At 38.2% G+C, this 26,611-nt stretch carries 26 protein-coding genes and 1 pseudogene; 7 read left to right on the top strand and 20 right to left on the bottom strand.

All coding sequences use genetic code 11. From position 1 onward, the window contains the following. Window positions 1–41 precede the first annotated feature (41 nt). Entirely contained in the window at window positions 42–1,253 is a 1,212-nt protein-coding gene (gene hflX, locus HX109_RS06490; RefSeq protein ID WP_178950390.1) for a GTPase HflX, read from the top strand. Between the two features lie 156 nt (window positions 1,254–1,409). On the opposite strand, the gene HX109_RS06485 is transcribed toward hflX, so the two are convergent. The 6 genes from HX109_RS06485 to HX109_RS06460 form a co-directional block, all read right to left on the bottom strand. Beyond that, window positions 1,410–2,327, bottom strand: coding sequence for a DUF3078 domain-containing protein (locus tag HX109_RS06485; protein ID WP_178950388.1), 918 nt, complete (start codon window positions 2,325–2,327; stop codon window positions 1,410–1,412). A 79-nt stretch (window positions 2,328–2,406) separates the two neighbouring features. Then, window positions 2,407–2,913, bottom strand: a complete 507-nt coding sequence (locus tag HX109_RS06480) for a DUF2480 family protein (protein WP_178950386.1) — start codon at window positions 2,911–2,913, stop codon at window positions 2,407–2,409. A 1-nt stretch (window position 2,914) separates the two neighbouring features. Beyond that, entirely contained in the window at window positions 2,915–3,235 is a 321-nt protein-coding gene (locus HX109_RS06475; protein WP_178950384.1) for a nucleotidyltransferase domain-containing protein, read from the bottom strand. Then, window positions 3,219–3,647, bottom strand: a complete 429-nt coding sequence (locus tag HX109_RS06470) for a nucleotidyltransferase substrate binding protein (RefSeq protein ID WP_255462796.1) — start codon at window positions 3,645–3,647, stop codon at window positions 3,219–3,221. The genes HX109_RS06475 and HX109_RS06470 overlap by 17 nt, the downstream gene beginning before the upstream one ends. A gap of 11 nt (window positions 3,648–3,658) precedes the next feature. Further along, window positions 3,659–3,982 carry an SUF system Fe-S cluster assembly protein gene (locus HX109_RS06465; protein ID WP_178950383.1) on the bottom strand — a complete coding sequence of 108 codons (324 nt, stop codon included), beginning with the start codon at window positions 3,980–3,982 and terminating at the stop codon, window positions 3,659–3,661. Window positions 3,983–3,989: 7 nt separating this feature from the next. After that, the gene (locus HX109_RS06460; protein ID WP_178950381.1) at window positions 3,990–4,412 is read right to left on the bottom strand and encodes a SufE family protein; all 423 of its coding nucleotides are present in this window, start codon (window positions 4,410–4,412) and stop codon (window positions 3,990–3,992) included. 185 nt (window positions 4,413–4,597) lie between these two features. Here HX109_RS06460 and thiL point away from each other — a divergent pair, with 185 nt between their 5' ends. Continuing rightward, window positions 4,598–5,650, top strand: coding sequence for a thiamine-phosphate kinase (thiL, locus tag HX109_RS06455; protein ID WP_178950379.1), 1,053 nt, complete (start codon window positions 4,598–4,600; stop codon window positions 5,648–5,650). Here thiL and HX109_RS06450 read toward each other — a convergent pair. The 3 genes from HX109_RS06450 to HX109_RS06440 all read right to left on the bottom strand — a co-directional run bounded on the left by HX109_RS06450 (window position 5,647) and on the right by HX109_RS06440 (window position 8,089). Next, window positions 5,647–5,886, bottom strand: coding sequence for a hypothetical protein (locus HX109_RS06450; protein ID WP_178950377.1), 240 nt, complete (start codon window positions 5,884–5,886; stop codon window positions 5,647–5,649). The genes thiL and HX109_RS06450 overlap by 4 nt on opposite strands. A 50-nt stretch (window positions 5,887–5,936) precedes the next feature. After that, window positions 5,937–6,716, bottom strand: a complete 780-nt coding sequence (locus HX109_RS06445) for an alpha/beta fold hydrolase (protein ID WP_178950375.1) — start codon at window positions 6,714–6,716, stop codon at window positions 5,937–5,939. Between the two features lie 80 nt (window positions 6,717–6,796). Further along, on the bottom strand, window positions 6,797–8,089 hold the full coding sequence (locus tag HX109_RS06440) for an aminopeptidase P family protein (RefSeq protein WP_178950374.1): 1,293 nt from the start codon (window positions 8,087–8,089) through the stop codon (window positions 6,797–6,799). A gap of 244 nt (window positions 8,090–8,333) precedes the next feature. On the opposite strand from HX109_RS06440, the gene HX109_RS06435 reads away from it, so the two are divergent. The 4 genes from HX109_RS06435 (at window position 8,334) to HX109_RS06420 (ending at window position 12,860) form a co-directional block, all read left to right on the top strand. Then, window positions 8,334–9,197 carry a hypothetical protein gene (locus HX109_RS06435; protein WP_178950372.1) on the top strand — a complete coding sequence of 288 codons (864 nt, stop codon included), beginning with the start codon at window positions 8,334–8,336 and terminating at the stop codon, window positions 9,195–9,197. Between the two features lie 162 nt (window positions 9,198–9,359). Beyond that, window positions 9,360–10,019, top strand: coding sequence for a succinate dehydrogenase cytochrome b subunit (locus HX109_RS06430; protein WP_178950370.1), 660 nt, complete (start codon window positions 9,360–9,362; stop codon window positions 10,017–10,019). 14 nt (window positions 10,020–10,033) lie between these two features. Next, window positions 10,034–12,037 carry a fumarate reductase/succinate dehydrogenase flavoprotein subunit gene (locus HX109_RS06425; RefSeq protein WP_178950368.1) on the top strand — a complete coding sequence of 668 codons (2,004 nt, stop codon included), beginning with the start codon at window positions 10,034–10,036 and terminating at the stop codon, window positions 12,035–12,037. 73 nt (window positions 12,038–12,110) lie between these two features. After that, window positions 12,111–12,860 (top strand): succinate dehydrogenase/fumarate reductase iron-sulfur subunit, encoded by a 750-nt coding sequence (locus HX109_RS06420; RefSeq protein WP_178950366.1) that lies wholly within the window; start codon window positions 12,111–12,113, stop codon window positions 12,858–12,860. A 61-nt stretch (window positions 12,861–12,921) separates the two neighbouring features. On the opposite strand, the gene HX109_RS06415 is transcribed toward HX109_RS06420, so the two are convergent. From HX109_RS06415 to HX109_RS06395, 5 genes are all read right to left on the bottom strand, one after another. Further along, complete coding sequence (locus tag HX109_RS06415; RefSeq protein WP_178950364.1) at window positions 12,922–14,619, bottom strand: sodium:solute symporter family protein; 1,698 nt, start codon at window positions 14,617–14,619, stop codon at window positions 12,922–12,924. A 7-nt stretch (window positions 14,620–14,626) separates the two neighbouring features. Further along, window positions 14,627–14,881: a DUF4212 domain-containing protein gene (locus HX109_RS06410; protein ID WP_178950362.1), complete on the bottom strand. Its 255-nt coding sequence runs from the start codon at window positions 14,879–14,881 to the stop codon at window positions 14,627–14,629. Between the two features lie 122 nt (window positions 14,882–15,003). Then, window positions 15,004–15,681, bottom strand: coding sequence for a class I SAM-dependent methyltransferase (locus HX109_RS06405; RefSeq protein WP_255462849.1), 678 nt, complete (start codon window positions 15,679–15,681; stop codon window positions 15,004–15,006). Window positions 15,682–16,200: 519 nt separating this feature from the next. After that, a complete protein-coding gene (locus HX109_RS06400; RefSeq protein WP_178950360.1) occupies window positions 16,201–16,857 on the bottom strand; it encodes a CoA transferase subunit B in 657 nt (218 codons plus the stop codon). Between the two features lie 52 nt (window positions 16,858–16,909). Then, complete coding sequence (locus HX109_RS06395; RefSeq protein ID WP_178950358.1) at window positions 16,910–17,611, bottom strand: CoA transferase subunit A; 702 nt, start codon at window positions 17,609–17,611, stop codon at window positions 16,910–16,912. 473 nt (window positions 17,612–18,084) lie between these two features. Between HX109_RS06395 and HX109_RS06390 the strand changes: the two genes are divergently transcribed. Next, entirely contained in the window at window positions 18,085–19,434 is a 1,350-nt protein-coding gene (locus tag HX109_RS06390) for a metal-dependent hydrolase family protein (protein WP_178950357.1), read from the top strand. A gap of 168 nt (window positions 19,435–19,602) precedes the next feature. On the opposite strand, the pseudogene HX109_RS06385 reads toward HX109_RS06390, so the two are convergent. From HX109_RS06385 to HX109_RS06360, 6 genes and pseudogenes are all read right to left on the bottom strand, one after another. After that, window positions 19,603–20,189 (bottom strand): annotated as a pseudogene (locus HX109_RS06385) (DUF2490 domain-containing protein). 170 nt (window positions 20,190–20,359) lie between these two features. Continuing rightward, window positions 20,360–20,908 (bottom strand): nicotinamidase, encoded by a 549-nt coding sequence (locus HX109_RS06380; RefSeq protein ID WP_178950356.1) that lies wholly within the window; start codon window positions 20,906–20,908, stop codon window positions 20,360–20,362. Between the two features lie 251 nt (window positions 20,909–21,159). Next, window positions 21,160–23,505 carry a penicillin-binding protein 1A gene (locus HX109_RS06375; RefSeq protein WP_178950355.1) on the bottom strand — a complete coding sequence of 782 codons (2,346 nt, stop codon included), beginning with the start codon at window positions 23,503–23,505 and terminating at the stop codon, window positions 21,160–21,162. Between the two features lies 1 nt (window position 23,506). Next, a complete protein-coding gene (locus HX109_RS06370) occupies window positions 23,507–23,995 on the bottom strand; it encodes a gliding motility lipoprotein GldH (protein ID WP_178950354.1) in 489 nt (162 codons plus the stop codon). Beyond that, the gene (locus HX109_RS06365; RefSeq protein ID WP_178950353.1) at window positions 23,988–25,160 is read right to left on the bottom strand and encodes a stage 0 sporulation family protein; all 1,173 of its coding nucleotides are present in this window, start codon (window positions 25,158–25,160) and stop codon (window positions 23,988–23,990) included. The genes HX109_RS06370 and HX109_RS06365 overlap by 8 nt, the downstream gene beginning before the upstream one ends. Window positions 25,161–25,445: 285 nt before the next feature. Then, the gene (locus HX109_RS06360) at window positions 25,446–26,477 is read right to left on the bottom strand and encodes a rhodanese-related sulfurtransferase (protein WP_178950352.1); all 1,032 of its coding nucleotides are present in this window, start codon (window positions 26,475–26,477) and stop codon (window positions 25,446–25,448) included. Window positions 26,478–26,611 lie beyond the last annotated feature (134 nt).

Genomic DNA, 26,611 nt, shown 5'->3' with positions numbered 1-26,611 from the left:
AAAAAATCAATTGTGTACCTTTGTGCTTTACATTTTATTTTATGCTGGAAAAGAAAACATTAGATTTTGAAAAAGCGGTGCTCATTGGTATTATAAACCAAGAGCAAGATGAGGAAAAGTCTAAAGAATATTTAGATGAATTGGAGTTTTTAGCTTACACCGCTGGGGGGCAAGTTGAAGCTAGATTCACTCAAAAAATCGATATTCCCAATCCAAAAACTTTTATTGGAACCGGGAAAATGGAAGAAATACGCCAATACGTAAATGATAATGATATTGGAACCGTAATTTTTGATGATGAATTGTCCCCTGCACAACAAAAGAATATCGAAAAGATTTTAAAGGCCAAGATCTTAGACCGAACAAGCTTAATTCTGGATATTTTTGCACAACGGGCGCAAACCAGTTATGCAAGGACGCAGGTAGAGTTGGCCCAATACCAATATTTGTTGCCTCGCCTTGCCGGACTGTGGACACACTTAGAGCGACAACGTGGAGGTATTGGTATGCGTGGTCCAGGGGAAACAGAAATCGAAACCGATAGACGTATTGTTCGCGACCGTATTTCCCTACTGAAGAAAAAACTGGAAAAGATAGACAAGCAAATGGAAACCCAACGTGGTAACCGTGGTGCTTTGGTTCGCGTTGCGCTCATTGGATATACCAATGTTGGAAAATCTACCCTTATGAATGTGGTAAGTAAAAGTGATGTTTTTGCAGAAAACAAGCTTTTTGCAACGCTGGATACAACCGTTCGAAAAGTGGTCATTGGGAATTTACCTTTTCTTTTAAGTGATACGGTTGGTTTTATACGTAAACTCCCAACACAACTGGTGGAATCTTTTAAAAGTACTTTAGATGAAGTAAGGGAGGCCGATTTGCTATTACACGTAGTGGATATTTCCCATCCCAATTTCGAAGAACATATTGCTTCTGTTAATCAAATTTTGGAGGATATTAAAAGTTTGGATAAGCCCACTATCATGGTTTTCAATAAGATTGATAATTACGAGCATGAAACCATCGAAGAAGATGATTTAGTGACGGAAAAAACAACCAAGCATTTCACATTGGACGAATGGAAACAAACTTGGATGAACCGTGCCGGCGACGATGTATTATTCATCTCGGCTTTAAACAAAGAAAACTTAGAAGAGTTTAGAAAGAAGGTGTATGAAGAAGTTAGAAGAATACACATTACCCGTTTTCCATACAATAATTTCTTATATCCGGAATACGAGGAAGATCTTTAATTCCTAAACGTATCCCTTAAATACTTAGGTAACCTTTGAGTTATACATGTCACCTTGAGCCTGTCGAAGTTCTACTTTTAAAAGAGTAAAACCCTTCGACAGGCTCAGTTTGACAATATTTTTTGTGCTCATTATCTGAATTAAACAGTTGGGTTTCTAAAACCCGAAATTAACTCCCAATCCAAATACTTCCCGCAACTGAAGTGCAGTTACCGCATTGTCATCGTAAACTAACTGAACGGTGAAATTGGTAGAAAGGTATTTGTTAATCTTCATCATTACATTCAACGTATAATCAAGATCGACATTCTGAGGATCTTCTAAATAATTGGAATACAAACTCAATATGTTTTCAAAAGAAACATTTTCCATGATTGTAAATTTGTAGTATCCAGAAGCATAAAAACCTAATTCATAACGAAATTGATCTCCTGGATCGATCCCATATACTTGCAGTTCGTTGATATTATCGGGTCCAGAATGCTGTACAAACGTATCTTGGTCGTCGTCATAAACCCATAAATCATCACTGATAAAGGTCATCTTAGAGGTCGCTGGTGCCAGGTTAAATTTTAAATTTTCACTTTTTTTCCACTCCAAACCTGGACCAAAAGTTAAATAAGCAGGTTTAAAAAGTCCAGAAACTGGGAACTCGCCATCCTCATCTTCCTTATAATTATATCCATCTGTAAATTGGGTTCTAAAGTTTAAAAAGAATGAGTAATTCCAATTTCCAAAGGCTTTTTTCCCTACTAAAGAATTGAACTCAAGACGGTCATCAGATTTTCGTGTCCCTTGATCTTCCGTATTCGTTAACCCATAAGAGGCAATTAATTTATTATCCCAGGACCAATCTCCTCTTAGGTAATTAAAATCGTAATTAAGGCCACCTGTTCCAGATATATTATTCTGTCCACCTGCAACCCAATTACTAAATGCCGCCTGATTTAATAAAAATGTAAATGTCCCGTTTTTGGTCCATCCTTGTTTTTGTTCTTCCTCTCCATCTGCATCCTGTGCATAGGAAAAAGAAACTCCCAATAAAAGCGCCCCAAGCACTAATAACTTTCTCATTGATTTTTAATTTAATTGAATTAGTTTTGATAAAAATTAAGAATTATTACTTAATAGTACGTAGTTTTAGGGGAATTAATTATTTTCTTTTATACAGAGGTACCGAAGAACAGGCTTCCCCGTACATGATACTTTTGGCAATTGGCAGAAGCTTTTCTGTAATCATAATATAGGCATTTTCGGGCACCGGTTTATTGGAACATCCTTTAACTATAACCGGTTTATCTGTGTATGCGGTCAAGTTAATATTATCTAAAACTTCTTGAAATATAGATGTTTCCAATTGTTCCAAAGAGCCAATCAATACTTTTTTAGCGAAAGGAGACAAATAAGTGGTGAGCAACATATAGGCCCAAGCAGGCACAATGGCATCGGTAGAACAGGTTAATGCCACATAACTTCCTTGGTATTGCTCCCATTGGTGATTTTTCGCTTTTTCACGAAAATCTTTTTCTTTTAGCAAAAAACCTTCTAAAAGCCAATCCGAAATATCGAAAAGTACACGGTTTCCTGCTGGGTAATAATCTTCCAGGTTAAAAGTTTCCAGTTTACTCTGCGCTACTCTGTTAATGATCTCTTCTTGCATTTTAATACTTTTTTTTATAAAATACGCTTCCATTTTTTTCGATATGATCTAAAAGATTAGCATTTTCAATCGAGTTTAACACTAACACATCGAATTTGTTGGGCAACATTAAATTATCTATTTCCCTTTCTATCTCAAGAAGCGTATTGAAGTTGATCTTCCCTTTTAAAGCTACATCTACATCTGAATTTACACGGTAAGAATTCATTGCCCGCGACCCAAAAATAATAGCCTCTTCAATTTCTGTATGAGCCCTAAACAAACCTTGAAGTTGGTCTGCAACTTCATTCTTCAATCCAAAGTTGTTAATTATCTTTTCCATCTTTTGCTGCCAATTCAGTCATTTTTCTTAAGAACGCATTGAATAAAGAGGCATAATTGCCAATTATATTATTTGCTATTTCCTTTGCTACCTCTTCATCGTAGGTATGACTTGTTTTATTTCGGCTGACAATCATGTTCATCCATTGATCACCCTCCTCTATAAGTCCCATTTTAAAAGCTTCCCGCGTGGCATCCCTGCTCCCACGAATTTCAGTATTTCCTTGATAAAAGAAAAAATCTTTGAGAACATTCCATGCTAATTCATGAGTAAATTCAAAAGATTGAATGAGTCCTTGCTGTTCCAGTTCGCTTAAGTCCCTTTCTTTAGCAAGCATAACCGCCTTGTTCAATTGCTTTAAAGCTTTATTGAAATTATCCAATCTTTGATGCCATCGAATGTCTTGACCCATGAGCATTATTTTTAAAGCAACCCCAATTCCAATTTGGCCTCTTCGCTCATTAATTCCTGGCTCCAAGGCGGATCGAAGGTTATTTCCACTTCGGCATCCTTCACCTCTTCAATGGTTTTTATTTTTTCTTCCACTTCCACTGGCAATGTCTCTGCAACCGGACAGTTGGGTGTAGTAAGCGTCATTAAAATTTTAACTTCATGGTCTTCGTTCACGAAAACATCGTAAATAAGGCCCAATTCATAAATATCCACAGGGATTTCTGGATCGTAAATGGTTTTCAGCACCCTTACAATCTTTTCCCCTAATTCTGTTGTATCTATAGTTTCGCTCATAATTTCTTTAATTTAATTGTGTTTGATAGGCTATTGCGTACATTTTTAGTTGTTTTATCATGCTTACCAAACCGTTCGCCCTTGTGGGGGATAAATGTTCCTTTAAACCTATTTCGTCTATAAAAGCAGTATCTGCTTCCATAATATCCTTTGGTCGTTGCCCACTAAAAGCTCTTACTAAAATAGCAATAATTCCTTTGGTAATAATGGCATCGCTATCTGCCGTAAAAACCAGCTTATCGTCTTCCAGCTCGGCATGCACCCAAACTTTACTTTGGCAACCCTTAATGATATTGTCTTCGGTTTTGTATTTATCATCAATAAGCGGTAACGATTTCCCTAGTTCTATCATATACTCATAACGCTGCATCCAGTCGTCGAACATAGAGAATTCATCTACAATCTCATTTTGAATTTCCTGTATTGTCATGGCTTTAATTTTCAACAAAAATACAATAAGTATACGGGCTATTCAACTGTTTTTCTATATGTTGTTAGGAAGCAATTACTTTCATAACAATTTTTCCAAACACCTTCATCCCTTATTTGCCTTCCAAATGATGAATGGTGCTTAAAAGTTTTAACAATTCCACAAAGTCTGCCTATCTTTGCAACATGATAGAAGATAAAAATCCGCCACGTACATCTATTTCTGAACTCGGGGAATTTGGTTTGATAGAACATCTTTCCAATCAATTTGAAATAAAACAGTCCTCCACCATAAAAGGGATTGGGGACGATGCTGCTGTATTAGATTTTAAAGGGAAAAAAGCCATTGTAACCACAGACCTTTTGGTGGAAAATGTGCATTTCGACCTTAGCTTCATGCCGCTAAAGCACTTGGGCTACAAAGCGGTTATCGTAAATCTATCCGATGTATACGCCATGAATGCTGAGGCGACACAAATTACAGTATCGATTGCCGTTTCCAACAGGTTTCCTTTGGAAGCTTTAGAAGAATTGTATGCCGGCATTAAATTGGCCTGCGATATGTACAAGGTAGATTTGGTAGGTGGCGACACCACCTCTTCTAACAAAGGCCTTTTAATTACAGTTACTGCTTTGGGAGCCGCCGAGGAAGCAGATATTGTTTACCGAAATTCTGCAAAACCAAACGATCTTTTGGTGGTAAGTGGTGATTTGGGTGGAGCTTATTTGGGACTTCAGGTTTTAGAAAGGGAAAAGGAGGTTTTTAAAGTAAACCCGCAAAATCAGCCGGATTTAGACCAGTATACCTATATCATAGAACGGCAATTAAAACCGGAAGCACGAAAAGATATTCCCGAACTATTAAAAAAGTTGGAGGTAAAACCTACCGCTATGATCGATATTAGCGACGGACTTTCTTCTGAAATTATTCATATCTGCAAACAGTCTAAAGTAGGATGTAATCTATACGAAGACAAAATTCCCTTAGACCCACAAGTAATTTCTACTTCTGAAGAATTTAATATTAGTAGCACTACTGTGGCTTTAAGCGGTGGGGAAGATTATGAATTGCTCTTTACCGTTGCTCAGGAAGATTTTCCAAAAATAAAAGGAAATCCGCACTTGTCAATCATCGGGCATATGACACAAGAAAGTGAGGGCATGCATTTAGTAACGCGTGCCAATTCTAAAATTCCACTACAAGCTCGAGGTTGGAATTCTTTTAAAAAGGAAGATTAAGCAACAGTTTGTAAAGCGCGTCTTTTCTTTTGATATAAGTGCGCTAAAGTTCTATTGATTTCTTTCCACTCTGGAGTAAGCACATCTAAATGTCCTGTTTCTGTAGTTGTAAGCTCGCATTTGCAAGTTTTACATTGATACTCCGTAATGTGTGATGTGATTTTTTTCGATACCTCGTACCGGTGACCTACCACCGAACAAAGGGCTTTTCTAAATGTAGATTTTGAGGATTTCATATAGGTTATGTTTTTTTGGGTACGTTAACTTATAGAAATTCTGACAATTATCAAACTTTTTTTAAGAATTTCTTCACATTATCGATGAATTCTGGTCTGTTCTCAATAAAACTCATGTGCCCGTCGGGAAATTCAACTAGTTTTACCTTAGTATTTTGGGTTTGTTCAATTAAAGCTTCGTAGTTCAACACGGGGTCTTTCTTACCCAAAATCATCAACTTAGCGAAGGGAGTAAAATGCAGTAATATTTCTCTATCATCACGTATTTTCATTCCTTCGAGTGCAGCAACTATTCCTTGTAAAGGGGTCTTTAAAGCCTCTTTTTTTAAACCTTTTATTTCTTCAGCAAAAATCTTACGGTTTTTAGGTCTAAATAGATTGGCGATGCCCATGCGCACGAAACTCTTGTGGTTTTGTTTTACCATCTCGATAGCCCTATCCCTGTTTTTTTTCTTTTCTTCGGAATCTGCCCTAGCTGTTGAGTTTACCAAAGCGAGTGCTTTAACATCGTCTGGGTACGCTTCTGCAAAAGCGAGTGCCACATACCCTCCCATGGAGTGACCGATTAAAGAAACGCGCCTTAATTTTAGCTCATCCAGCACGGCTTTAACCACTTCGGCCATTAGTTCCATAGAATGCACGTAACCCAAACAACCTGTTTTTCCATGCCCTAATAAATCGATGGTAACAACACGGTATTTCTTTACCAATTTGTCTTTTAAAGGATTCCAAATAGAAGAATTCTCCAAAAATCCATGCAAGAGAACCACTGCAGGGCCTTTGCCCGTATCCTCATAAAAAACAATTGTTCCTTTATAGTTAAGTGTCATTAATTGATAAATAAAATCCTGAACCTACCGAAAAACATTAGTTGTAAATGCCCTTCGACAGGCTCAGGGCGACAATAGGTTTATCTATTCATCCAATCTTCTATTTCTTCTACTTCAATTGGGATGTTGCGCATTAAATTAAATGGCGCCCCAGAATCTTGGATAACCACATCGTCTTCCAATCGAATCCCAAAACCTTCATCTGGCAAATAGATCCCTGGCTCCACCGTAAATACCATATTGGGCTTCATGGGTTTTTTAAGAGGTCCGTAATCGTGCGTATCCAAACCAATGTGGTGACTGGTGCCATGCATAAAGTATTTTTTATAAGCAGGCCACTCTGGATCTTCCTTTAGCACATCTGTTTTATCCAACAGCCCTAAATCTATCAAAGCACTCGTCATTAACTTACCTACCTCAACATGGTATTCTTTCCACATTGTACCGGGAACCAACATTTGCGTAGCTTCATTTTTTACTTTCAGCACAGCATTGTAAACCTCCTTTTGTCTTTTAGAGAACCTTCCGCTCACTGGGATGGTTCGCGTCATGTCACTAGCGTAATTGGCATATTCTGCCCCTGCATCAATAAGCAACAATTCACCTTCTTTGCACTGCATTTTATTCTCTATATAATGCAAAACATTGGCATTATTACCAGATGCTATTATAGGAGTGTAGGCGAACCCACGGGAACGGTTTCTAGTAAACTCATGTATAAACTCGGCTTCAATTTCATACTCCCAAACACCGGGTTTGGTGAATTGCAATACCCGCTTAAACGCTTTTTCGGTAATGGCACAGGCCTGCTGCATCAATTCAATCTCTTGAGGTTCCTTCGTGCCTCTTAATTCTTGAAGAATCTGGTTGCTTTTTTCCCATTTGTGGGCTGGAAACTTCTCTTTGCACCATTTTATAAATCGATCCTCCCGCGTTTCGGTTTGTACCGATTGACGGTAATGCTCATTGGTATTAAAGTAAACCGTTACTGCCTCCGTCATTATATCGAAGAAAACTTTATCGAATTCTTTCAACCAATACGTTGTTTTAACACCACTCACTTCAAGAGCCTTTTCCTTAGTAAGCTTTTCGCCTTCCCATACGGCTATGTGGTCGTTAGTTTCCCTCACAAATAAGATTTCACGGTGTTTGGCCTCATGTGCGTCTGGGAACAATACCAAAATACTTTCTTCCTGATCTACCCCACTTAAATAGAAAAGATCCCTTGCCTGCTGAAACGGCATGGTACTATCGGAACCAATAGGATAAATATCATTTGAATTGAAAACCGCAATACTGTTCGGCTTCATTTTAGCCATGAACTTTTGACGGTTTTTTATAAAAAGATTGCTGTCGATTAAATCGTACTTCATCGTTACTAATTTTTTAAATACCTCTTTGAGGCCTTTGTTATCCGACTATACGCCGAGACTATTAATTAAATTTACTTAAAACTTCTTATCAGCGTTAAAGCTATAAGATTGGTGCTTGCCAAAATTAAAAAGAATCGAAGGTTTTCCTGTTAAACTTCGTATAAATTTTGATTCTGGTAAAAAGTTCCAACTATTAAGATTTTTCTTATTTTTACCGCCGTAATAACCTCAAATCTAAATATCCATGAACAAAATTGTTTTGTTTTCCATGCTCTCTTTTATGCTTATTTCCTGTTCCAATGAAAAGAACGAACAAGCAACCACCACCAACAAACTCATTGTAAAACTTCAGTTTGATAAAAACCAAGAACGGCTGGACAACTTTGGGAACCCAGCAACCATTGCAGATGGAAACGCCGCACAAACCCCAACCATTAACGCCATGAGCGCACATTATATTGAACTCGCCCCTACAGCAACTACTTTACTTACTACTGGTGAAATTATTTACCAAGGAGAAACCACCACCAAAGGAGGTGAAGAGGCCATAGACTTTTCCAAATCAATTTTAGTTAAAGACAATGAAACATTTTTGGAAATCCCTTTGAGCCAGGTTAAGACGGGGAACTACGAATGGGTTCGCATCTCGGCGTCTTACCAAAATGGATCTATTAACCTTCTTAACAACGGTGAGGAATACACCGGTACCGTGGCCAGCTTTTTAGGATACAACATGTATATTGATGCTTTCGACTTAAATGGAAAGAGCATTGAAGTTAACGATAACAAGCTTCAGGGTTTTTGGGGATTTGAAGCAGAAGGATATACTCTAACGGGACAAGCGCCAGAAGGTTCTGTTACTGTTCCAAATCCGTTATCGGATAGCTCTCCAATTCCTCCAGGCTCATGCGTGCTTACCGGAAAATTCGACAAACCATTGCAAATAGATGGCAATGAAACCGAAAATGTAGTCATCACCTTATCATTTTCCATAAACAACAGTTTCGAGTGGACCGAGATTAATAAAGACGGTAAATACGAACCTGCTGCTGGCGAGAATCTTATCGATATGGGACTGAGAGGCCTCAAAATACGTAGCAACCAATAAATTCTACGTATTTGTACTTATTTATAACGTTGTAGTGACAAAACATTAGGTTTTGAAACAATTACTTTAAACTCATTCTAAATTGTCGTTAAAAGAGAAACGAAAGTTTGTGAATAACTGATTCGTACAGTATTTTTGTGCGTACTAAATAAAAAAATTCTAATGAGCGGAATGTTAAATTCAACAATAGCCAGAAAAGTTGCCATGTCACTTTCGGCTTTATTCTTGTTAATCTTCCTTTTACAGCACTTTATAATCAATTTTACTTCTGTAATTAGCGAAAGTACTTTTAACGAATTATCACATTTTATGGGTACCAATGTGTTGGTTCAATTTTTAATGCAACCCATTTTAATATTTGCGGTTGTTTTTCACTTTGTAATGGGTTTTGTTTTGGAAATAAAAAACAAAAAAGCTCGAGATATTAGCTATGTAAGCTACAACGGTAATGCCAACTCTTCTTGGATGTCTAGGAATATGATCTATAGCGGACTCGTAATTTTAGCATTTTTAGCGTTGCATTTTATCGATTTTTGGTTGCCGGAAATGAATTACAAGTATGTGCAGTTCAACCCAGAAGACCCTACGAGATACTACCACGAATTGGTAGAGAAATTTCATAACCCTATAAGAGTGGGTGCTTATGTAATTGCCTTCGTTTTGTTAGCACTACATTTATTACACGGCTTTCAATCGGCTTTCCAGTCGATTGGGGTAAGCAACAAATTCAATTCTACTCTTAAAGCAATTGGAAAATTCTATGCGATTTTTATTCCATTGGGATTTATTTTTATCGCACTTTTCCATTTTTTTAATCATTAAAAGAGGTAAGTATTATGGCAATATTCGATTCTAACATACCACAAGGCGATTTAGCCAAGAAGTGGACCAATCATAAAAACGAAATAAATTTAGTAAACCCAGCCAACAAGCGTAACATTGATGTTATAGTTGTAGGTACTGGTTTAGCCGGAGGTTCTGCAGCGGCTACTTTGGCCGAGCTTGGTTATAATGTTAAAACATTTTGCTACCAAGATTCTCCAAGACGTGCACACTCTATTGCTGCGCAAGGAGGTATAAACGCTGCTAAAAACTATCAAGGAGATGGTGACTCTACCTACCGCTTGTTTTACGATACGGTTAAAGGAGGCGATTACCGCTCCCGGGAAGCTAACGTTTATCGTTTGGCGGAGGTTTCTGCCAATATAATCGACCAATGTGTGGCACAAGGTGTTCCCTTCGCCCGTGAATATGGTGGATTATTAGATAACCGATCTTTTGGTGGAGTACTAGTGTCCCGTACCTTTTACGCTAAAGGACAAACAGGACAACAACTCTTATTGGGAGCTTATGCTGCCATGAACCGACAAATTAACCGGGGGAAAATTGAAGCTTTTAACCGCCATGAGATGCTCGACATCGTTATTGTAGACGGTAAAGCCCGTGGTATTATTGCAAGAGACCTTGTAACCGGTAAAATAGAGCGCCATTCTGCCCATGCTGTAGTTATTGCTTCTGGTGGTTATGGAAATGTTTTCTTTCTTTCTACCAATGCAATGGGAAGCAATGTTACCGCTTCATGGAAAATACATAAGAAAGGAGCGTATTTCGCAAATCCGTGTTATACACAAATTCACCCAACATGTATTCCTGTTTCTGGGGATCATCAGTCGAAATTAACTTTGATGTCTGAGTCCCTTCGTAACGATGGAAGAATTTGGGTTCCGAAGAAAAAAGAAGATGCCGAAGCCATCCGTCAAGGAAAATTAAAGCCTACGGAATTGGCTGAGGAAGATAGAGACTATTACTTGGAAAGAAGATATCCTTCCTTTGGTAACTTAGTTCCCCGAGATGTGGCATCGAGAGCTGCTAAAGAACGTTGTGATGCTGGTTTTGGTGTTAACAAAACAGGTGAAGCTGTCTTTTTGGATTTCGATTCTGCCATTATGCGCTACGGAAAAGAACAAGCCATTATTCAAGGGAACCATAACGCTAATGATAAGGAAGTAAGGGAATTAGGAGAAAAAGTTGTAGAAAACAAGTACGGAAATCTTTTCCAAATGTATGAAAAGATTGTAGATGAAAACCCGTATAAAACACCAATGATGATCTATCCTGCGGTACACTATACCATGGGAGGTATTTGGGTAGACTACAACCTTATGACGACCATCCCTGGTTGTTATGCGGCTGGAGAAGCTAATTTCTCCGACCATGGAGCGAACCGACTTGGGGCTTCTGCCTTAATGCAAGGCTTGGCCGATGGATATTTTGTGCTTCCATACACTATAGGTGATTATTTGGCCGATGACATTAGAACCGGTAAAATCCCTACGGATACGCCAGAGTTTGATGCAGCTGAAAAAAATGTTAAAGACCAAATCGCGAAATTGGTTAACAACAAAGGAAAAAATTCTGTTGATTCTTACCACAAAAAACTTGGTAAGATTATGTGGAATAAATGTGGAATGGCACGTAATGCAGAAGGTTTACAGGAAGCGATTCAAGAAATTAGCGATTTAAGGGACGATTTCTACAAAAATGTATTGGTACCTGGATCTGCTGAAAGCAAGAATAGCGAATTGGAAAAAGCAATGCGGGTGGCCGATTTCCTAGAACTAGGAGAACTTTTTGCCAAGGATGCCTTGCACCGTAACGAGTCTTGTGGTGGACATTTCAGGGAAGAATATCAAACTGAAGAAGGGGAAGCCAAAAGGGATGATGAGAACTTTAAATACGTAGCTGCTTGGGAATACAAAGGAAAACCGAGCGATGCGGTATTGCATAAAGAAGAATTGGAATACAATAACATCGAGCTTAAAACACGCTCGTATAAATAGATGTAAGTATTGAGACATGAGATGTTAGATAAACTGCTCAATACTCAATACTCAATACTAAAATCTAAATAATATGAATCTTACATTAAAAATATGGCGTCAACAAGATGCCAACACAAAAGGAAAGATAGTTGATTACCCAATCTCTGGTATTGATGAAGACATGTCTTTCTTGGAAATGCTGGACGTTCTAAATGAAGAACTGATAGCAAAAGGAGAAGAGCCTGTAGAATTCGACCATGACTGCCGCGAAGGTATTTGTGGTTCTTGTTCCCTGCAAATAAATGGGGAACCCCATGGACCGGATCGAGGCGTAACTACCTGTCAACTTCATATGCGAATGTTTAAAGATGGTGATACCATCACTATAGAGCCGTTTAGAGCAAAAGCATTCCCCGTAATTAAGGATTTAATTGTGGACAGAACTTCTTTTGATAGAATTCAGCAAGCAGGTGGATTCATTTCAGTAAACACTTCTGGAAATACTATCGATGCGAATGCAATTCCAGTAAACAAACACGACGCAGACGACTCTTTTGCAGCTGCCACTTGTATCGGTTGTGGAGCTTGTGTAGCAGCTTGTAAAAACGCCAGTGCGATGTTGTTTACTTCTGCAAAAGTTTCTCAATTTGCCTTGTTGCCGCAAGGACAAGTTGAAGCCACGGATCGTGTGCTAAACATGGTTAGACAAATGGATGAAGAAGGTTTTGGAAACTGCTCCAACACTGGAGCTTGCGAGATTGAATGTCCGAAAGGTATTTCCCTTGAAAATATTGCTAGAATGAACAGGGAATATCTAGCTGCCAGTGTAAAGAAAAACTAATAATTATATTTTATACATATTTTTAAACCCCTTGAATCTTCGATTCAAGGGGTTTTTGTTTCTAATGAGATCCGGCTTTTCCAGCCCCACTGGGAATTCTAATATCTTCTACAATATCAACAATCTCTTGCGGTGGTGCTTTAGTCAATTTAGACACCAAAATTGCGGTAATAAAATTTAAAAGCATGCCAACGGTTCCAAACCCTTCCGGAGAGATCCCAAACCACCAATTGTCTTCACCTGAAGATTCTTCTGCTCCAAGCCAATGCAATCTAAATCTGGCGATGTAATATAGCGTGATCGATAAACCAACAATCATACCGCTTATAGCACCTTCTTTATTCATTCTTTTAGAAAAAATCCCTAAAACAATTGCAGGGAAAAAAGATGCTGCGGCCAAGCCAAATGCTAATGCCACTACCGACGCCACGTATCCGGGAGGATGAATTCCGAAGTAACCAGCTACCACCACGGCAACCAAAGCAGCACCTCTTGCCGCCCACAGCTCCTGTTTTTCGCTTATTTCCGGAAGTACCATTTTCTTTAAAAGATCGTGCGATACAGAAGAAGAAATAACCAATAACAAACCAGCTGCCGTAGACAAAGCGGCAGCTAAGCCACCAGCAGCCAAGAGCGCAATTACCCAATTTGGCAATCGAGCTATTTCTGGGTTGGCTAATACCATTATATCGCGATCTATTTGTAGTTCATTTTTACTTTCGTCTTCTACGTATTGAATGGTGCCATTGTTATTTTTATCTTCAAATACTAACAATCCAGTAGCCTCCCATTTCGAAAACCATTCAGGCATCGCATTATAAGGTTGGTTGCTAACTGTATCAATTAAATTAGTCCGTGCAAACACAGCTATTGCTGGGGCAGTGGTATATAAAATTCCTATAAAAATAAGTGCATACAAGCCCGATTTTCTAGCATCTTTAACCTTGGGAACCGTAAAAAAGCGCACTATTACGTGCGGCAGCCCAGCGGTGCCCATCATTAGAGCTGCCGTAATGAAGAAAACATCTATTTTAGCCTTAGAACCCGATGTATACTCGTGAAAGCCCAATTCCCGCTGCAAACCATCCAGTTTATCCAATAAATAAGTGCCATCTGATAGTTTATCACCAAATCCCAACTGCGGTATCGGGTTACCCGTCATTTGAATGGAAATAAAAATAGCAGGAACCATAAACGCAAAAATAAGAATACAATACTGCGCTACTTGCGTATAAGTAATCCCCTTCATTCCACCAAGAACGGCATAAAAGAGAACAATAGCCATCCCAATATAAACTCCTGTATCTACTTCCACTTCCAAAAACCTGGAGAAAACGACCCCCACCCCTCTCATTTGTCCGGCCACGTAGGTGAACGACACGAACAGCGCACATACCACTGCCACCAAACGAGCCAACCCAGAATAATACCGATCCCCGATAAAATCTGGAACCGTAAATTTTCCAAACTTTCTTAAATAGGGAGCCAACAGTAACGCCAAAAGTACGTAACCACCTGTCCATCCCATTAAAAAAACAGAACCATCGTATCCTGCAAAAGAGATGATACCAGCCATGGAAATAAAGGAAGCAGCCGACATCCAATCGGCAGCGGTGGCCATCCCATTTGCCAACGGGGACACGCCGCCACCGGCCACATAAAAATCGTTAGTAGAACCAGCCCGACTCCTAATGGCAATGCCTATGTAAAGCGCAAAAGTAAGACCAACCAGAATATAGGTAAGAAGTTGAACGGACATATCCATGTTATTCGTTGTGATTAAATTTCTTATCCAATCTATTCATCAAGAGAACGTACACCAGAATAATGAGCACAAAAACATAGATGGCGCCTTGTTGGGCAAACCAAAACCCCAGTTTGAAGCCGCCTACCTTAATTTGGTTCAGTTGATCTACCCACAAAATACCGCAGCCAAAAGAAACTAGGAACCAAATGGAAAGTAAAATGCATAGATACCGAATATTGGCTTTCCAATATTGAGATTGATTTTTGGTTGTCATATTTATTGTTGATTAATAAACAATAATACACTTTTACAACATAAAAAGTAAACAAAATTCAAAAAATGACATAAAGTAATAACTATTTGATATTTTAGAGGAAAGGCACTATGTAAAACATATTACTTCATTTTGTAGAGACTAGTCACAATAATACCGCGAAAATCTGGTGATTCTAAAGACAACAACTGTATTTCTTCTTTTGGCTTCATATAAAATGGTGGCATTGATAGGTTTATTCCACTGTTCTTCTTCAGCCTTATACCTTGCCCAGAAATTATATCTTTATTCGGTATATAATTCCCTTCCGGAAGGTGCTCGGTTACTATTACATAACAATAGTTCTTTAATTTATCTGTAATACATTCTACTTCTGAATTGGATAAATGCTGCAATACTTGTCTTAATAAAACCACATCCGCCGATGGCCAATCGTGAGACGCAATATCCAAACAGAGAAACTCCAGATTCTTTGCCTTAAACTTATTTTTATTGAATTCCATTAAATCTGGTACAATATCGATAGCCCAATATTTTTTTGTAAAGGAAACCAATTCCTTTCCCACGTTGAAATCTCCACAACCTAGATCGCAAACCACTAAAGGCTCGTTAAAAGACTTTAAAAATGAACGAACGGTTTGTACATAAGGGATTACCAAGCTAGGGTGGTGGGAGCCAACCCCAGAATAATATTCAAATGAATCTCCACCCCACAGCTTTTTTTTGTATACTTGATCCATAGCCTCCTTGGTTGGCCATGGTTTCTTTTTTCGTTTCGGAAGTTCGTTCTTTTTCAAAATTGAAAGTATTTTAATCACAAATTAACCTTCATTTTATAAAATAAAAAAAGGAAAATACATTAAAACGTATTTCCCTTCTTTAATCTTAGCAAAAAACTTTTTGGGGCTTGTTCTAATTTGGGGTATTTAGAACATTAATAGTTTTTTTGCTACAATAAGTAAACTTCTAAGTAATGTAACGGTACCTCTAATATTTTCTCCTAAAACATTAAAGATTGTGTGACTTTGTTGGTTGTCTTCGTAGGTTAAAGTGTAATCTCTCATCAGCATAAAAATTAAGTAGGTTCGTATTTTGTTTTTAAGTCTAGAAGGATAAATCTATATCATATCTTTAACAAAAACATATTTTTGTTGTGAATTACATAAAACATGTTGTCAATTAAAAATATTGGTATGATTAACACAATAATTAATTTTTAATAGCTGCAAATCTAATCTTTCAGAAGAAAACATAGATAAAAAGAAAGATAATTTCGATGAAATACACTTTGAGTAAAAATCGTCTTTAAGCATTACACTTTACAGAGCCATTTCAGGAGTGTTTTCCTTAACGATGAGGCGTCCGCTTGTAGCTGTTTTTATTTCTTCAACGGTTACTCCTGGTGCTCTTTCCAGTAATAAGAACCCGTTTTCTGTGACCTCCAAAACTGCCAAATTGGTAACGATTTTTTTTACACACTTTACCCCAGTAAGCGGTAGCGTGCATTCTTCCAGAAGTTTAGACTCCCCTGCCCTATTGGTATGCATCATTGCTACAATAATATTTTCTGCGGAAGCCACCAAATCCATAGCTCCACCCATGCCTTTTACCATTTTTCCAGGAATTTTCCAATTAGCAATATCGCCATTGTCGGCAACTTCCATAGCTCCAAGAATAGTTAGATCTACATGCTGACCGCGAATCATACTAAAACTCAAAGCAGAGTCGAAAAAAGAGGCTCCTTTGAGAGTTGTAATGGTTTGTTTTCCAGCATTGATAATATCGGCATCCTCCGCCCCTTCAAAAGGAAAAGGCCCCATACCCAAAACACCGTTCTCACTTTGAAACTCTACTGAAATATCGTCTCGTACATAATTGGCTACCAGGGTAGGGATGCCAATACCGAGGTTCACGTAAAATCCGTCTTTTACCTCCTTTGCGATACGCTGTGCAATTTGTTCTTTATTTAAACTCATTTTTCGTCGTTAAATGTTAAGTATAGAATGGTTATCGGGTAAATTGGTTTATTCAGTCCCTTTTTCTAACCGTTCGCTGTTCGATACGTTTTTCATATTTGGCACCTTTAAAAATACGTTGCACAAAAATTCCCGGAATATGGATTTCGTTGGGATCCAAACTTCCCGCAGGCAGTAACTCTTCTACCTCAGCAACGGTAATTTTAGCGGCTCCACACATTACCGGATTGAAATTACGAGCGGTCCCTTTAAAAATAAGATTTCCGGCATCGTCTCCCTTCCATGCCTTTACAAAAGCAAAATCGGCCTCAAACGCTTGTTCCAAAATATGGGGTTTACCATGAAATACACGACTTTCTTTCCCTTCTCCCACTTCAGTTCCATACCCAGCAGGAGTATAAAAGGCCGGGATACCAGCTTGTGCCGCCCTACAGCGTTCTGCCAATGTTCCCTGTGGAATTAACTCTACCTCCAGTTCCCCACTGAGCATTTGGCGTTCAAACTCATCGTTTTCCCCTACATAGGAAGAAACCATTTTTTTTATTTGATGTTTTTTAAGCAAAAGGCCTAGACCAAAATCGTCGACTCCGGCGTTGTTAGAAATACACGTTAGGTTTTTTATGTTGAGTTCCACCAATTTATTAATGGCGTTCTCCGGGATTCCGCAAAGACCGAAACCACCGAGCAAAAACGTCATATTATCGGTTACGCCTTGGAGCGCTTCATCTACCGATGCCACTTTCTTTTTAATCATTTTACAATATTTAGACTGAAAATTACGAATAATTCAATGAAAATGGAATTGTTTAAGAGTTAATTATTCAGTTTGAAACACGATCCTGTAAATCCCTATCTGCTCGGCTGAGAATCCAATAAATTATTATAAATGGAAATTTATTTGTTCAAAAAAGTGGCTCCATTGATAAGTACCCCAGTGAAGCGGCAATAGAAATCTATGTTACATACACAAAAAAATAGGCTAAAATTAATATAATGAGCCTTATACTTCATAGTAAACAAGAAGTTCACTTCTTTCCAGAATCCATTTTTAAAAAATGTGTCAATTTAAAATTTATTTAAATTAGACATATGAGCAAAGAAAAAGTAGGTTTGGAATAATTAAAAAATTCTGTTCTTGTTTTAACGAATGTAAAACACTAATTTACAGCCAATAACCCTACGACTAAGCTTTGTAGGTAAATTTGAAATAATTAAACAAAAGTAAATATGAAAACATTTAAAGTTATTCTTGTCTTCCTACTCTTTGTCAATATTTCATTAGTATCTGGTCAGGCGAACCAAAAGCCGATAAAAATTTTAATAAACAACGTAGAAATTTTTAATGGCAAAGATAATAAGCTTACTAAAGCTAATATCCTTATTGAAGATAACTTAATAAAGACCATTTCTTCGAGCCCTATTTCAACTGAAAAAGAAGAAAGTATCCAAGTTATTAATGGTAATGGAAAATATCTCATCCCTGGTTTAATTGATGCGCATTCTCACATTATGTTTGAGAGTATTCCTCAAAGTAAGGCCTTGACTTCTGAATATTCGTATTTAGCATTGTTCGCAGCAAAAGCGGCAGAAAAGCAACTTTTAAGGGGTTTTACAACTGTGCGCGATTTAGGTGGCGGGGCCATTGTAGTTCAAAAATCCATAGATGAAGGTTTGGCCATAGGACCTAGGATTTTTCCCTCAGGAGCTTTTATCTCCCAATCTGGAGGTCATGGAGATTTTGGTTTGCCAACCGATGTGCCAAGAAAAATTGGGGAATTGTCTTATGCCGAGCGGAATGGAATGGCAGCCATAGCAGATGGTGTTGATCAAGTTCTTATGCGTTCTCGCGAACAATTAAGGCAAGGTGCCACACAATTAAAATTGATGGCTGGCGGCGGTGTGGCATCCAATTATGATCCTATAGACGTAATGCAATACACCGAAGAGGAATTTAAAGCTGCTGTTTCGGCGGCAGAAAATTGGGGAACATATGTAACGGTTCACGCCTATACACCACAGGCTATACAAGCTGCTATAAATGCTGGTGTGAAATGCATAGATCATGGCCAACTTGCCGATGAAGCTACTGTCAAATTAATGGCCGAAAAAGGTATTTGGTGGAGCCTACAACCTTTTCTTGATGATGAAGAGTCTATACCATTTCCAGAAGGCTCTGAAAATAGACGTAAGCAGCTCCTTGTTACTAATGGAACTGATAACGCATACAAACTGGCAAAAAAATATGATATTAAAACCGCTTGGGGTACTGACTGCCTGTTTGATCCATCATTGGCAGTTAAACAAGGTAAACAATTATCTAAAATGACCCGATGGTACACACCATTTGAAGTACTTAAAATGGCGACTTATAATAACGCTCAACTTTTATATATGAGTGGTAAAAGAAACCCTTACCCTCTAGGAAAGCTCGGAGAAATAGCAGAAGGCGCCTATGCAGATTTAATTGTGGTAGATGGAAATCCTTTAGAAAACATAAAACTAATTGAAGATCCCGAAACTAATTTTGTACTTATTATTAAAGACGGTAAGATTTATAAAAACACTTTGAAGCAATAAATTGCATACCTCAAACTCTTAACAGTTAAAATCTTCGGGAAGTTCTAAAAACATGTGCCTTTCTACAAAACAGCGGAATAAAACAATTCAATCAAAAAAACGATTACAACCATTATTTTAGCATCTATATTATTTAGTTGTAGTGTAAAAGAAGAAATTCCAAACCCTCTAAAACGTATGATGCATACTAAACTGCAACTGACCTTTGCCCCAATTGTTGGTAATTTGCTTCATCCACCCCAATTGAAACCGAATTTTATCGGTTAAGGCATAGCCCAACCCCAAATAGGTACGGTTCCTATCGAAATACTCCACCGTGATGCCATCTCCAACATCTTTTTGTCCATTCATAAATAACTCGTTATAAAAGGCAAAATAAACCGTCTTTTTTATGAGGGATACATTGTTAAAAGGAATGTTTATAAACAGGTTGTAGCGATACCGGGTTCTAAAGTCCAATGACTCTACAAAACGCTGTTCATAACGAAACCGGTGAGTAAGCAAAAAACGTTTCCCTAGGGTATTGGAAAAAAGTGCTTCTTGGTAAATCCTGTTCTCTATTACTGGATCGTCTATATCATGGAAATATTGGCGTACCCAAGCGTAAACTTCACTCCTGCATTTTTGGGGGAGTAGGTAACCCCAGATCGTAAAAGCAATTGCTCCCTATCTCCCAGTCCGCGCCAATCACGGTATTGAAAATCCCCTTGAAAACCCCAATTAGACTCTCCAAAATTGGCACTATAAAAATACATGTACCAAGCACCTAGTTGGTCTTCATCCGGAAATTGAGCATGTAGCTGTTGAAAAACGATTATGGTAAAAAGACAAAGCAGTTTTTTCATAGTGGGAGTAATGATTTGTTTTTTAAATATACAAATCATTACCCTCGGTTTCAAAAAAAGGCTCACTTAAATCCAGTAATCTATTCAGAAAGAATCACTTCGGAAGAAATAAGCACGCAACCCGCATCCTTCATCTGTTGTAAAGCCATTTTAGAATCGTCTGGCTTAACATTTACCGCTCTCACAGCATCAGTAACCACAAACGTATGAAAGTTGTTTCTAACAGCGTCCAAGGCTGTATTGAGAACACAGTAATCGGTGGCGAGTCCGCTTATATAAACTGAATCAATTTTACGTTCTTGGAGAAAAGAAGCCAAATTAACATTGGTGGCGTCAAAAGCAGAATAACCATCATCTAGAGTTCCAGTGCCCTTCAATGCTATTTCATCGATTTGTGATGTATCCAAATCTTTGTGGAACTCAGCCCCATAAGTGCCCTGAACACAGTGTTTAGGCCATTTCTTAAAGTGTTTGGTTTCTTCGGGATGCCAATCTTTGGAAGCTACCACAAGTTCAAACCTAGAGGCTATTTTATTAATTATGGGCACCACTTCTTCCCCTCCTTTGGTAGCCAAAACCCCTCCGGAACAAAAGTCGTTTTGGACATCTATGATAAGTAATGCTTTCAAAAATGTTTTGAGTTTTTAACAAGATGAAAACCTATGTTCAAAATTTTCTAAGAATTTTAAAATTCTTTCATTTCTTTTGTTCGCCCAAAAGAAACGAAACAAAGAAAAAGGCGCCTTATCTTATGAATTTTTTCGACAATGAAGTCGAAAAACCGTAATTAAAACTACGCGTCGCTTCATTCTTACGCTCCTGTTCTCGTAGCTTTTAATCACTATTCTACAGATAAGTAATTTTCATAGTCCTAATAAACTTAAAAATCTATTTCTACACCTTCGTTATAATCCACTTTAATGGAATCTTGGTCTTCTGTCGGTGGAGCATCGCAATCCACACGAATACTTAAATCTTCTGGTGCTTCAAATTCGGCTTTGGAAACTTCAAGCTCTTCGTCGGCATATACTTTTTTCATATAAAGTCCCCAAATAGGCAAGGCCATACTCGCCCCTTGACCATAAGCAGTAGTTTTAAAATGAGTGGCACGATCTTCCCCTCCTACCCAAACACCAGTAACTAAGTTAGGTACCATTCCCATAAACCAACCATCACTTTGGTTTTGGGTAGTCCCTGTTTTTCCAGCAATAGGATTGGTAAATTCGTATGGATAACCCGTAATAATTTCCTTGTAGAGCGTATTATTTGTGGCCCAATTGCCACGTAGACGTGCTCCAGAACCAGACTGGGTAACCCCTTCCATCAATTTTACGGTGGTATAAGCAACTTCTTTACTCAATACATCACGCGTTTCTGGTACAGACTCGTATAATACCGTTCCATTTTTATCTTCGATCCGGGTAATCATAACAGGTTTTACATACACCCCTTGGTTGGCAAATGTACCGAAGGCGCCAACCATTTCGTAAACCGAAATATCTGGTGTGCCGAGGGCAATGGAAGGTACTGGTAAAATGGTGGCCTCCACCCCCATACGTTTTATTAAGTTTACCACTGGCTGCGGCCCTACTTTATCCATCAACCTTGCGGTAACCGTGTTTACCGAGTTTGCCAAAGCATATTTCAATGAATACATATCTCCCGAATACTCTCCATTAGAATTTTTAGGGCACCATGGCTCTACATTTCCATATTTATTGGCTTCTATACACGTATAAATGTCTGGAAACTCATCGCAAGGGGATAAATGCAACTGATCGATGGCAGTGGCATACACAAAAGGTTTAAAAGTAGAACCTGCTTGTCTGCGCCCTTGTTTTACTTGATCGTACTGAAAATGTTTATAATTCACACCTCCAACCCATGCTTTTACATGACCCGATTGTGGCTCCATAGACATCATTCCTGTGCGTAAGAAATACTTATAATACTTTAAGGAATCCAACGGAGACATTACCGTATCCTTTTCTCCATCCCAAGTGAATACTTCCATCGGGATTTTCTTTTTAAACGACGCAATAATCTCCTCATCAGGTTTTTTAAGATCGTATTTCATATGTCTCCAACGCTCTGATTGGCGCATGGATCGTTCGTAAGTACTCTGTATTTCTTCTGGGGTAATATCTAAAAACGGGGCTGTAGGATTACGCTTATCGGTATTTTGCACAAAAAACTCAGTCTGCAAACGCTTCATATGTGCTTTTACAGCATCTTCAGCATAGTTTTGCATTCTGGAATCTATTGTGGTAAATATTTTGAGTCCGTCTAAGTAAATATTGTACTTTTCGCCATCAGGGCGGTAGTTCTCTTCATCTGCAGTCCAATCTTTCAACCAATCCCTCAAATATTCCCTAAAATAAGTAGCAATCCCCTCTCGGTGGGACTCGGGGTGGTAATCTATTTCCAGTGGAATAGCAATTAGGGAATCCCGTTGCTTTTCCTCTAAAAAATCATTTTTATACATTTGGTTCAGCACTACATTTCGTCTGTTGCCCACCCCTTTCGGATTTCTTCGCGGATTGTACAGAGAGGAGTTTTTAAACATCCCCACCAGCATGGCCGATTCCTCCACATTTAATTCCTCTGGTTCTTTCCCAAAATAAATTCGCGCCGCTGAACGGATTCCATCAGCGTTATTACCAAAGTCGTAAATATTAAAGTACATAGCAATAATTTCTTCTTTAGTGTATTGCCTTTCCAGCTGAACCGCAATAATCCATTCTTTTATCTTCTGAATGATACGTTCAAAAATATTGTCGGATACCTGCTCGGTAAACAATTGTTTGGCCAACTGTTGGGAAATAGTACTAGCTCCGCCTCGGGTCCCTAAAAATACGGCCGCACGCAGGGTTCCCCAAGCATCAATCCCAGAATGATCGTAATAACGTTCGTCTTCCGTAGCAATTAAAGCACTTACCAAATGTTTTGGCAATTCTTCGAAGCTTACGGGGGTTCTGTTATCGTTTAAATAATATTTCCCCAAGGTTTTCCCATCGGCAGAAATAACTTCGGAAGCGAGATTGGTTTGTGGATTTTCTAAAATTTCAAAAGAAGGTAACTTTCCAAAAACTCCCCAAGAGGCCAATAAAAAAATAAGTACGACAAAAAGAACTCCTGCCGCAAAAAGTCTCCAAAACCAAATGATATATTTTCTAAAACCCTGCTCTTTTTTAGTAGCTTTTTTATTTGATGCTTTTTTTGCCATTTTATTGATCCGCTGATTTTTCTATACTTATACCTACGTCTGTAATGCCCTCTAAGGATGACACCCCATTGACTGTTCCATTTTTTCGCATGGCGTGTTCTATGGACACATGGTAAACACCCAAATTTGGAAAAACAACGCCTTCTTTGTACAATAATTTATTCTCTTTTATGGAAGAAAATCCCTTTCCCAGCCACTCCCCATTGGGTTTGGCCATCTCGTATTCCAAAGTGTCGGAAACTGTTTTTCCTTCCGGAAAATCTAAATTTACAATTAAAAATAAATTACTAAAGGGATAGTTATTATCGTTTCTAAGGTTTACGAAAATATTGTAGGTTTTAAGTGAGTCTGGCGCTTCGAAATTAAATTCCACTGCCTCTTCTTTCTCCCAGCTCCCTTTAACCGATTGGTATTTCCCGTAAACAGTGTCGTTGGAACAAGCCGTTAAAAAAGAGGCTGCCAGAACCAAATAAACAACAGTTCTAAGCATTTTTATTTGTTCTTTTTCTTTTGTTGTTATTAGTACGCTTTTTCTTCTTTTTGTTTCTTCCCCTACTATTTCTTGGCTTATCGAAACGGGTTAAACTATCTTGTCCTACAACGTTCTCAAACTCTGTTTTAGTATCTTGACTTAAATCTAGAGCATATTCCTCTAAACTAGCTACAGGTTGTTTCTTTTTGTTCCGGTCTAAAATATCGTGTACTTGATCGGTCTTTAAAACAAACCAATTGGCCCATTCACCATCGTAAGCATACCACATTAATTGTTTAAAAATATCTATTTTTTGACATACCGCTTCGCCCTTTTGGGTCTTTAAACGGGTTTCTTGGTTGGGAAAGTCCTTTAAAGCATCGAGATAGGCATCCAACTCGTAGTTTAAACAACATTTTAATTTTCCACATTGCCCAGCCAGTTTTTGCGGATTTAAAGAAAGTTGCTGATAACGCGCCGAAGCTGTATTAACCGATCTAAAATCGGTAAGCCACGTAGAGCAGCACAGTTCCCTTCCGCAGGAACCAATACCACCCAATCGGGCAGCCTCTTGGCGGTAACCAATTTGCCGCATCTCAATACGCGTGCTAAAAGCACGTGCCATGTCTTTAATAAGCTGCCTAAAGTCTACTCTTTCTTCCGCCGTGTAGTAAAATGTGGCTTTAGATCCATCTCCCTGAAATTCAACATCCGAGATTTTCATTTGCAGTTTTAAACTGATCGCTAGTTCGCGCGATTTCTTTTGAACTTCAGCTTCGCGATCCCTGGCTGCCTGCCAAATATCGATATCCTTCTGGGAAGCTTTTCGGTATATTTTTGGTAGATTTTCATCTTTAAAATCTACTTTTTTCTTTTTCATTTGAACTTTCACCAACTCCCCCACGAGGGTAACCACCCCAACATCGTGACCTGGAGAAGCCTCTGTGGCCACTACATCGCCAATAGAAAGCGTTAAATTCTCTTTATTTCTAAAAAATTCTTTTCTACTATTTTTGAATCTAACTTCTACACAATCGAAAGGTTCGTGACCATTGGGCAGCGACATATTAGAAAGCCAATCAAAAACGGTAAGTTTATTACAACCATCTGTTCCGCAAGTACCGTTATTCTTACACCCACGTGGTTGTCCATCCTTACCGGTTGAACAACTGCTACATCCCATAATTTTATATATTGTACCGAAAAAGCGTTTTCAATCCACTTTTCGGTTAAGGTTCATAAAAATTTTTAACTATCGTAAAGATAGTATTTTCAATTTAGTTTAAAGTAAATTTATGCTTTACCTTGAATGGACTCTTTATAAGGTTCTTTATAAAAAGTTATTGTCACCCTACAACATAACCTTCAACCAGGATCCTATAATCTTTTATATAAGCTACCAAAGGCTTAGCCCCCAATTATGTCAATCTAAAAAATAAATGACCAAAATGTTCCTTACCAAGTAAAACTATTTCTTAAACTTTAAAACTTCCGACCTTCCTTTTTTAAAGATCAAATTACTTACTCCTTTACCCTTTCTAAGCGCCTTTTGCTCTTCGTATGGCAAAGCAACAATATCCATACAGTCGGTAGAACAGCAGTTATTCATTTTTTCTGCACATTCCTCACACTGAATGAATAATAAATGACACGCCTCATTGGCACAATTAACGTGGGTATCGCAAGGCTTCCCACATTGGTGACAATTAGCAATAACGTCTTCGCTAATTCTCTCTGAACGACGCTCATCGAACACAAAATTCTTTCCAATAAATTTGTTCTCCAGTTTATTGGCCTCTACTTGCCGCACGTAATTAATAATACCTCCTTCCAGCTGGAAAACATTTTTAAATCCTTTGTGCTTGTAATAAGCGCTTGCTTTCTCACAGCGAATACCACCGGTGCAATACATCACCAAGTTTTTATCTTCTTTGTGGTCCTTTAAGTCTTCCTCTATAATTGGCAAAGAATCCCTAAATGTATCTACATCTGGTGTTACGGCGTTTTTAAAATGGCCTATTTCACTCTCGTAGTGGTTTCGCATATCTACCAATACCGTGTTAGGGTCTTCAATAAGTTCGTTAAACTTTATAGCATCTACATGAACCCCTTTATTGGTAACATCGAAAGCCTCATCGTTAAGCCCATCTGCTACGATTTTATCGCGCACTTTTACCTTCAATTTTAAAAAGGCAAAATTGTCGTGTTCTATGGCAATGTTTAAACGTACATTCTCTAAAAACGTAATAGAGTCTAAATGTGCTTTAAATGTAGAGAAATTATCGGCAGGCACCGATAACTGGGCATTAATGCCTTCGTGTGCTACATAAATCCTTCCAAGAACGTCCATATCATTCCAGGCCAGAAATAAGTGATTTCTTAAAATTTGTGGGTTTCCAATTTTAGCGTATTGGTAGAAAGAGATCGTTAAACGGTCTTTACCAGCTTCTTCAATAAGCGCTGCCCTTTCTTCTGCGCTTAAGTTATTGTACAGTTGCATGCTATACTAATATATTAAGGTTAAAGAATAATTTTTTACAAAAGTACTCCTTTTCAGCAGAAAACACAATGGTTTTACCCACTAAGTTAGATTTAAGAGTAAACTGCATCTTAGGCCAATTCTCAAATTTTTAT

It is taken from the genome of Galbibacter sp. BG1, assembly GCF_013391805.1.
In the GTDB taxonomy this organism is placed as follows: Bacteria; Bacteroidota; Bacteroidia; order Flavobacteriales; family Flavobacteriaceae; genus Galbibacter.
Note: the sequence above shows the minus strand (reverse complement) of the source record. Positions and strands in the feature narration are given on the sequence as shown.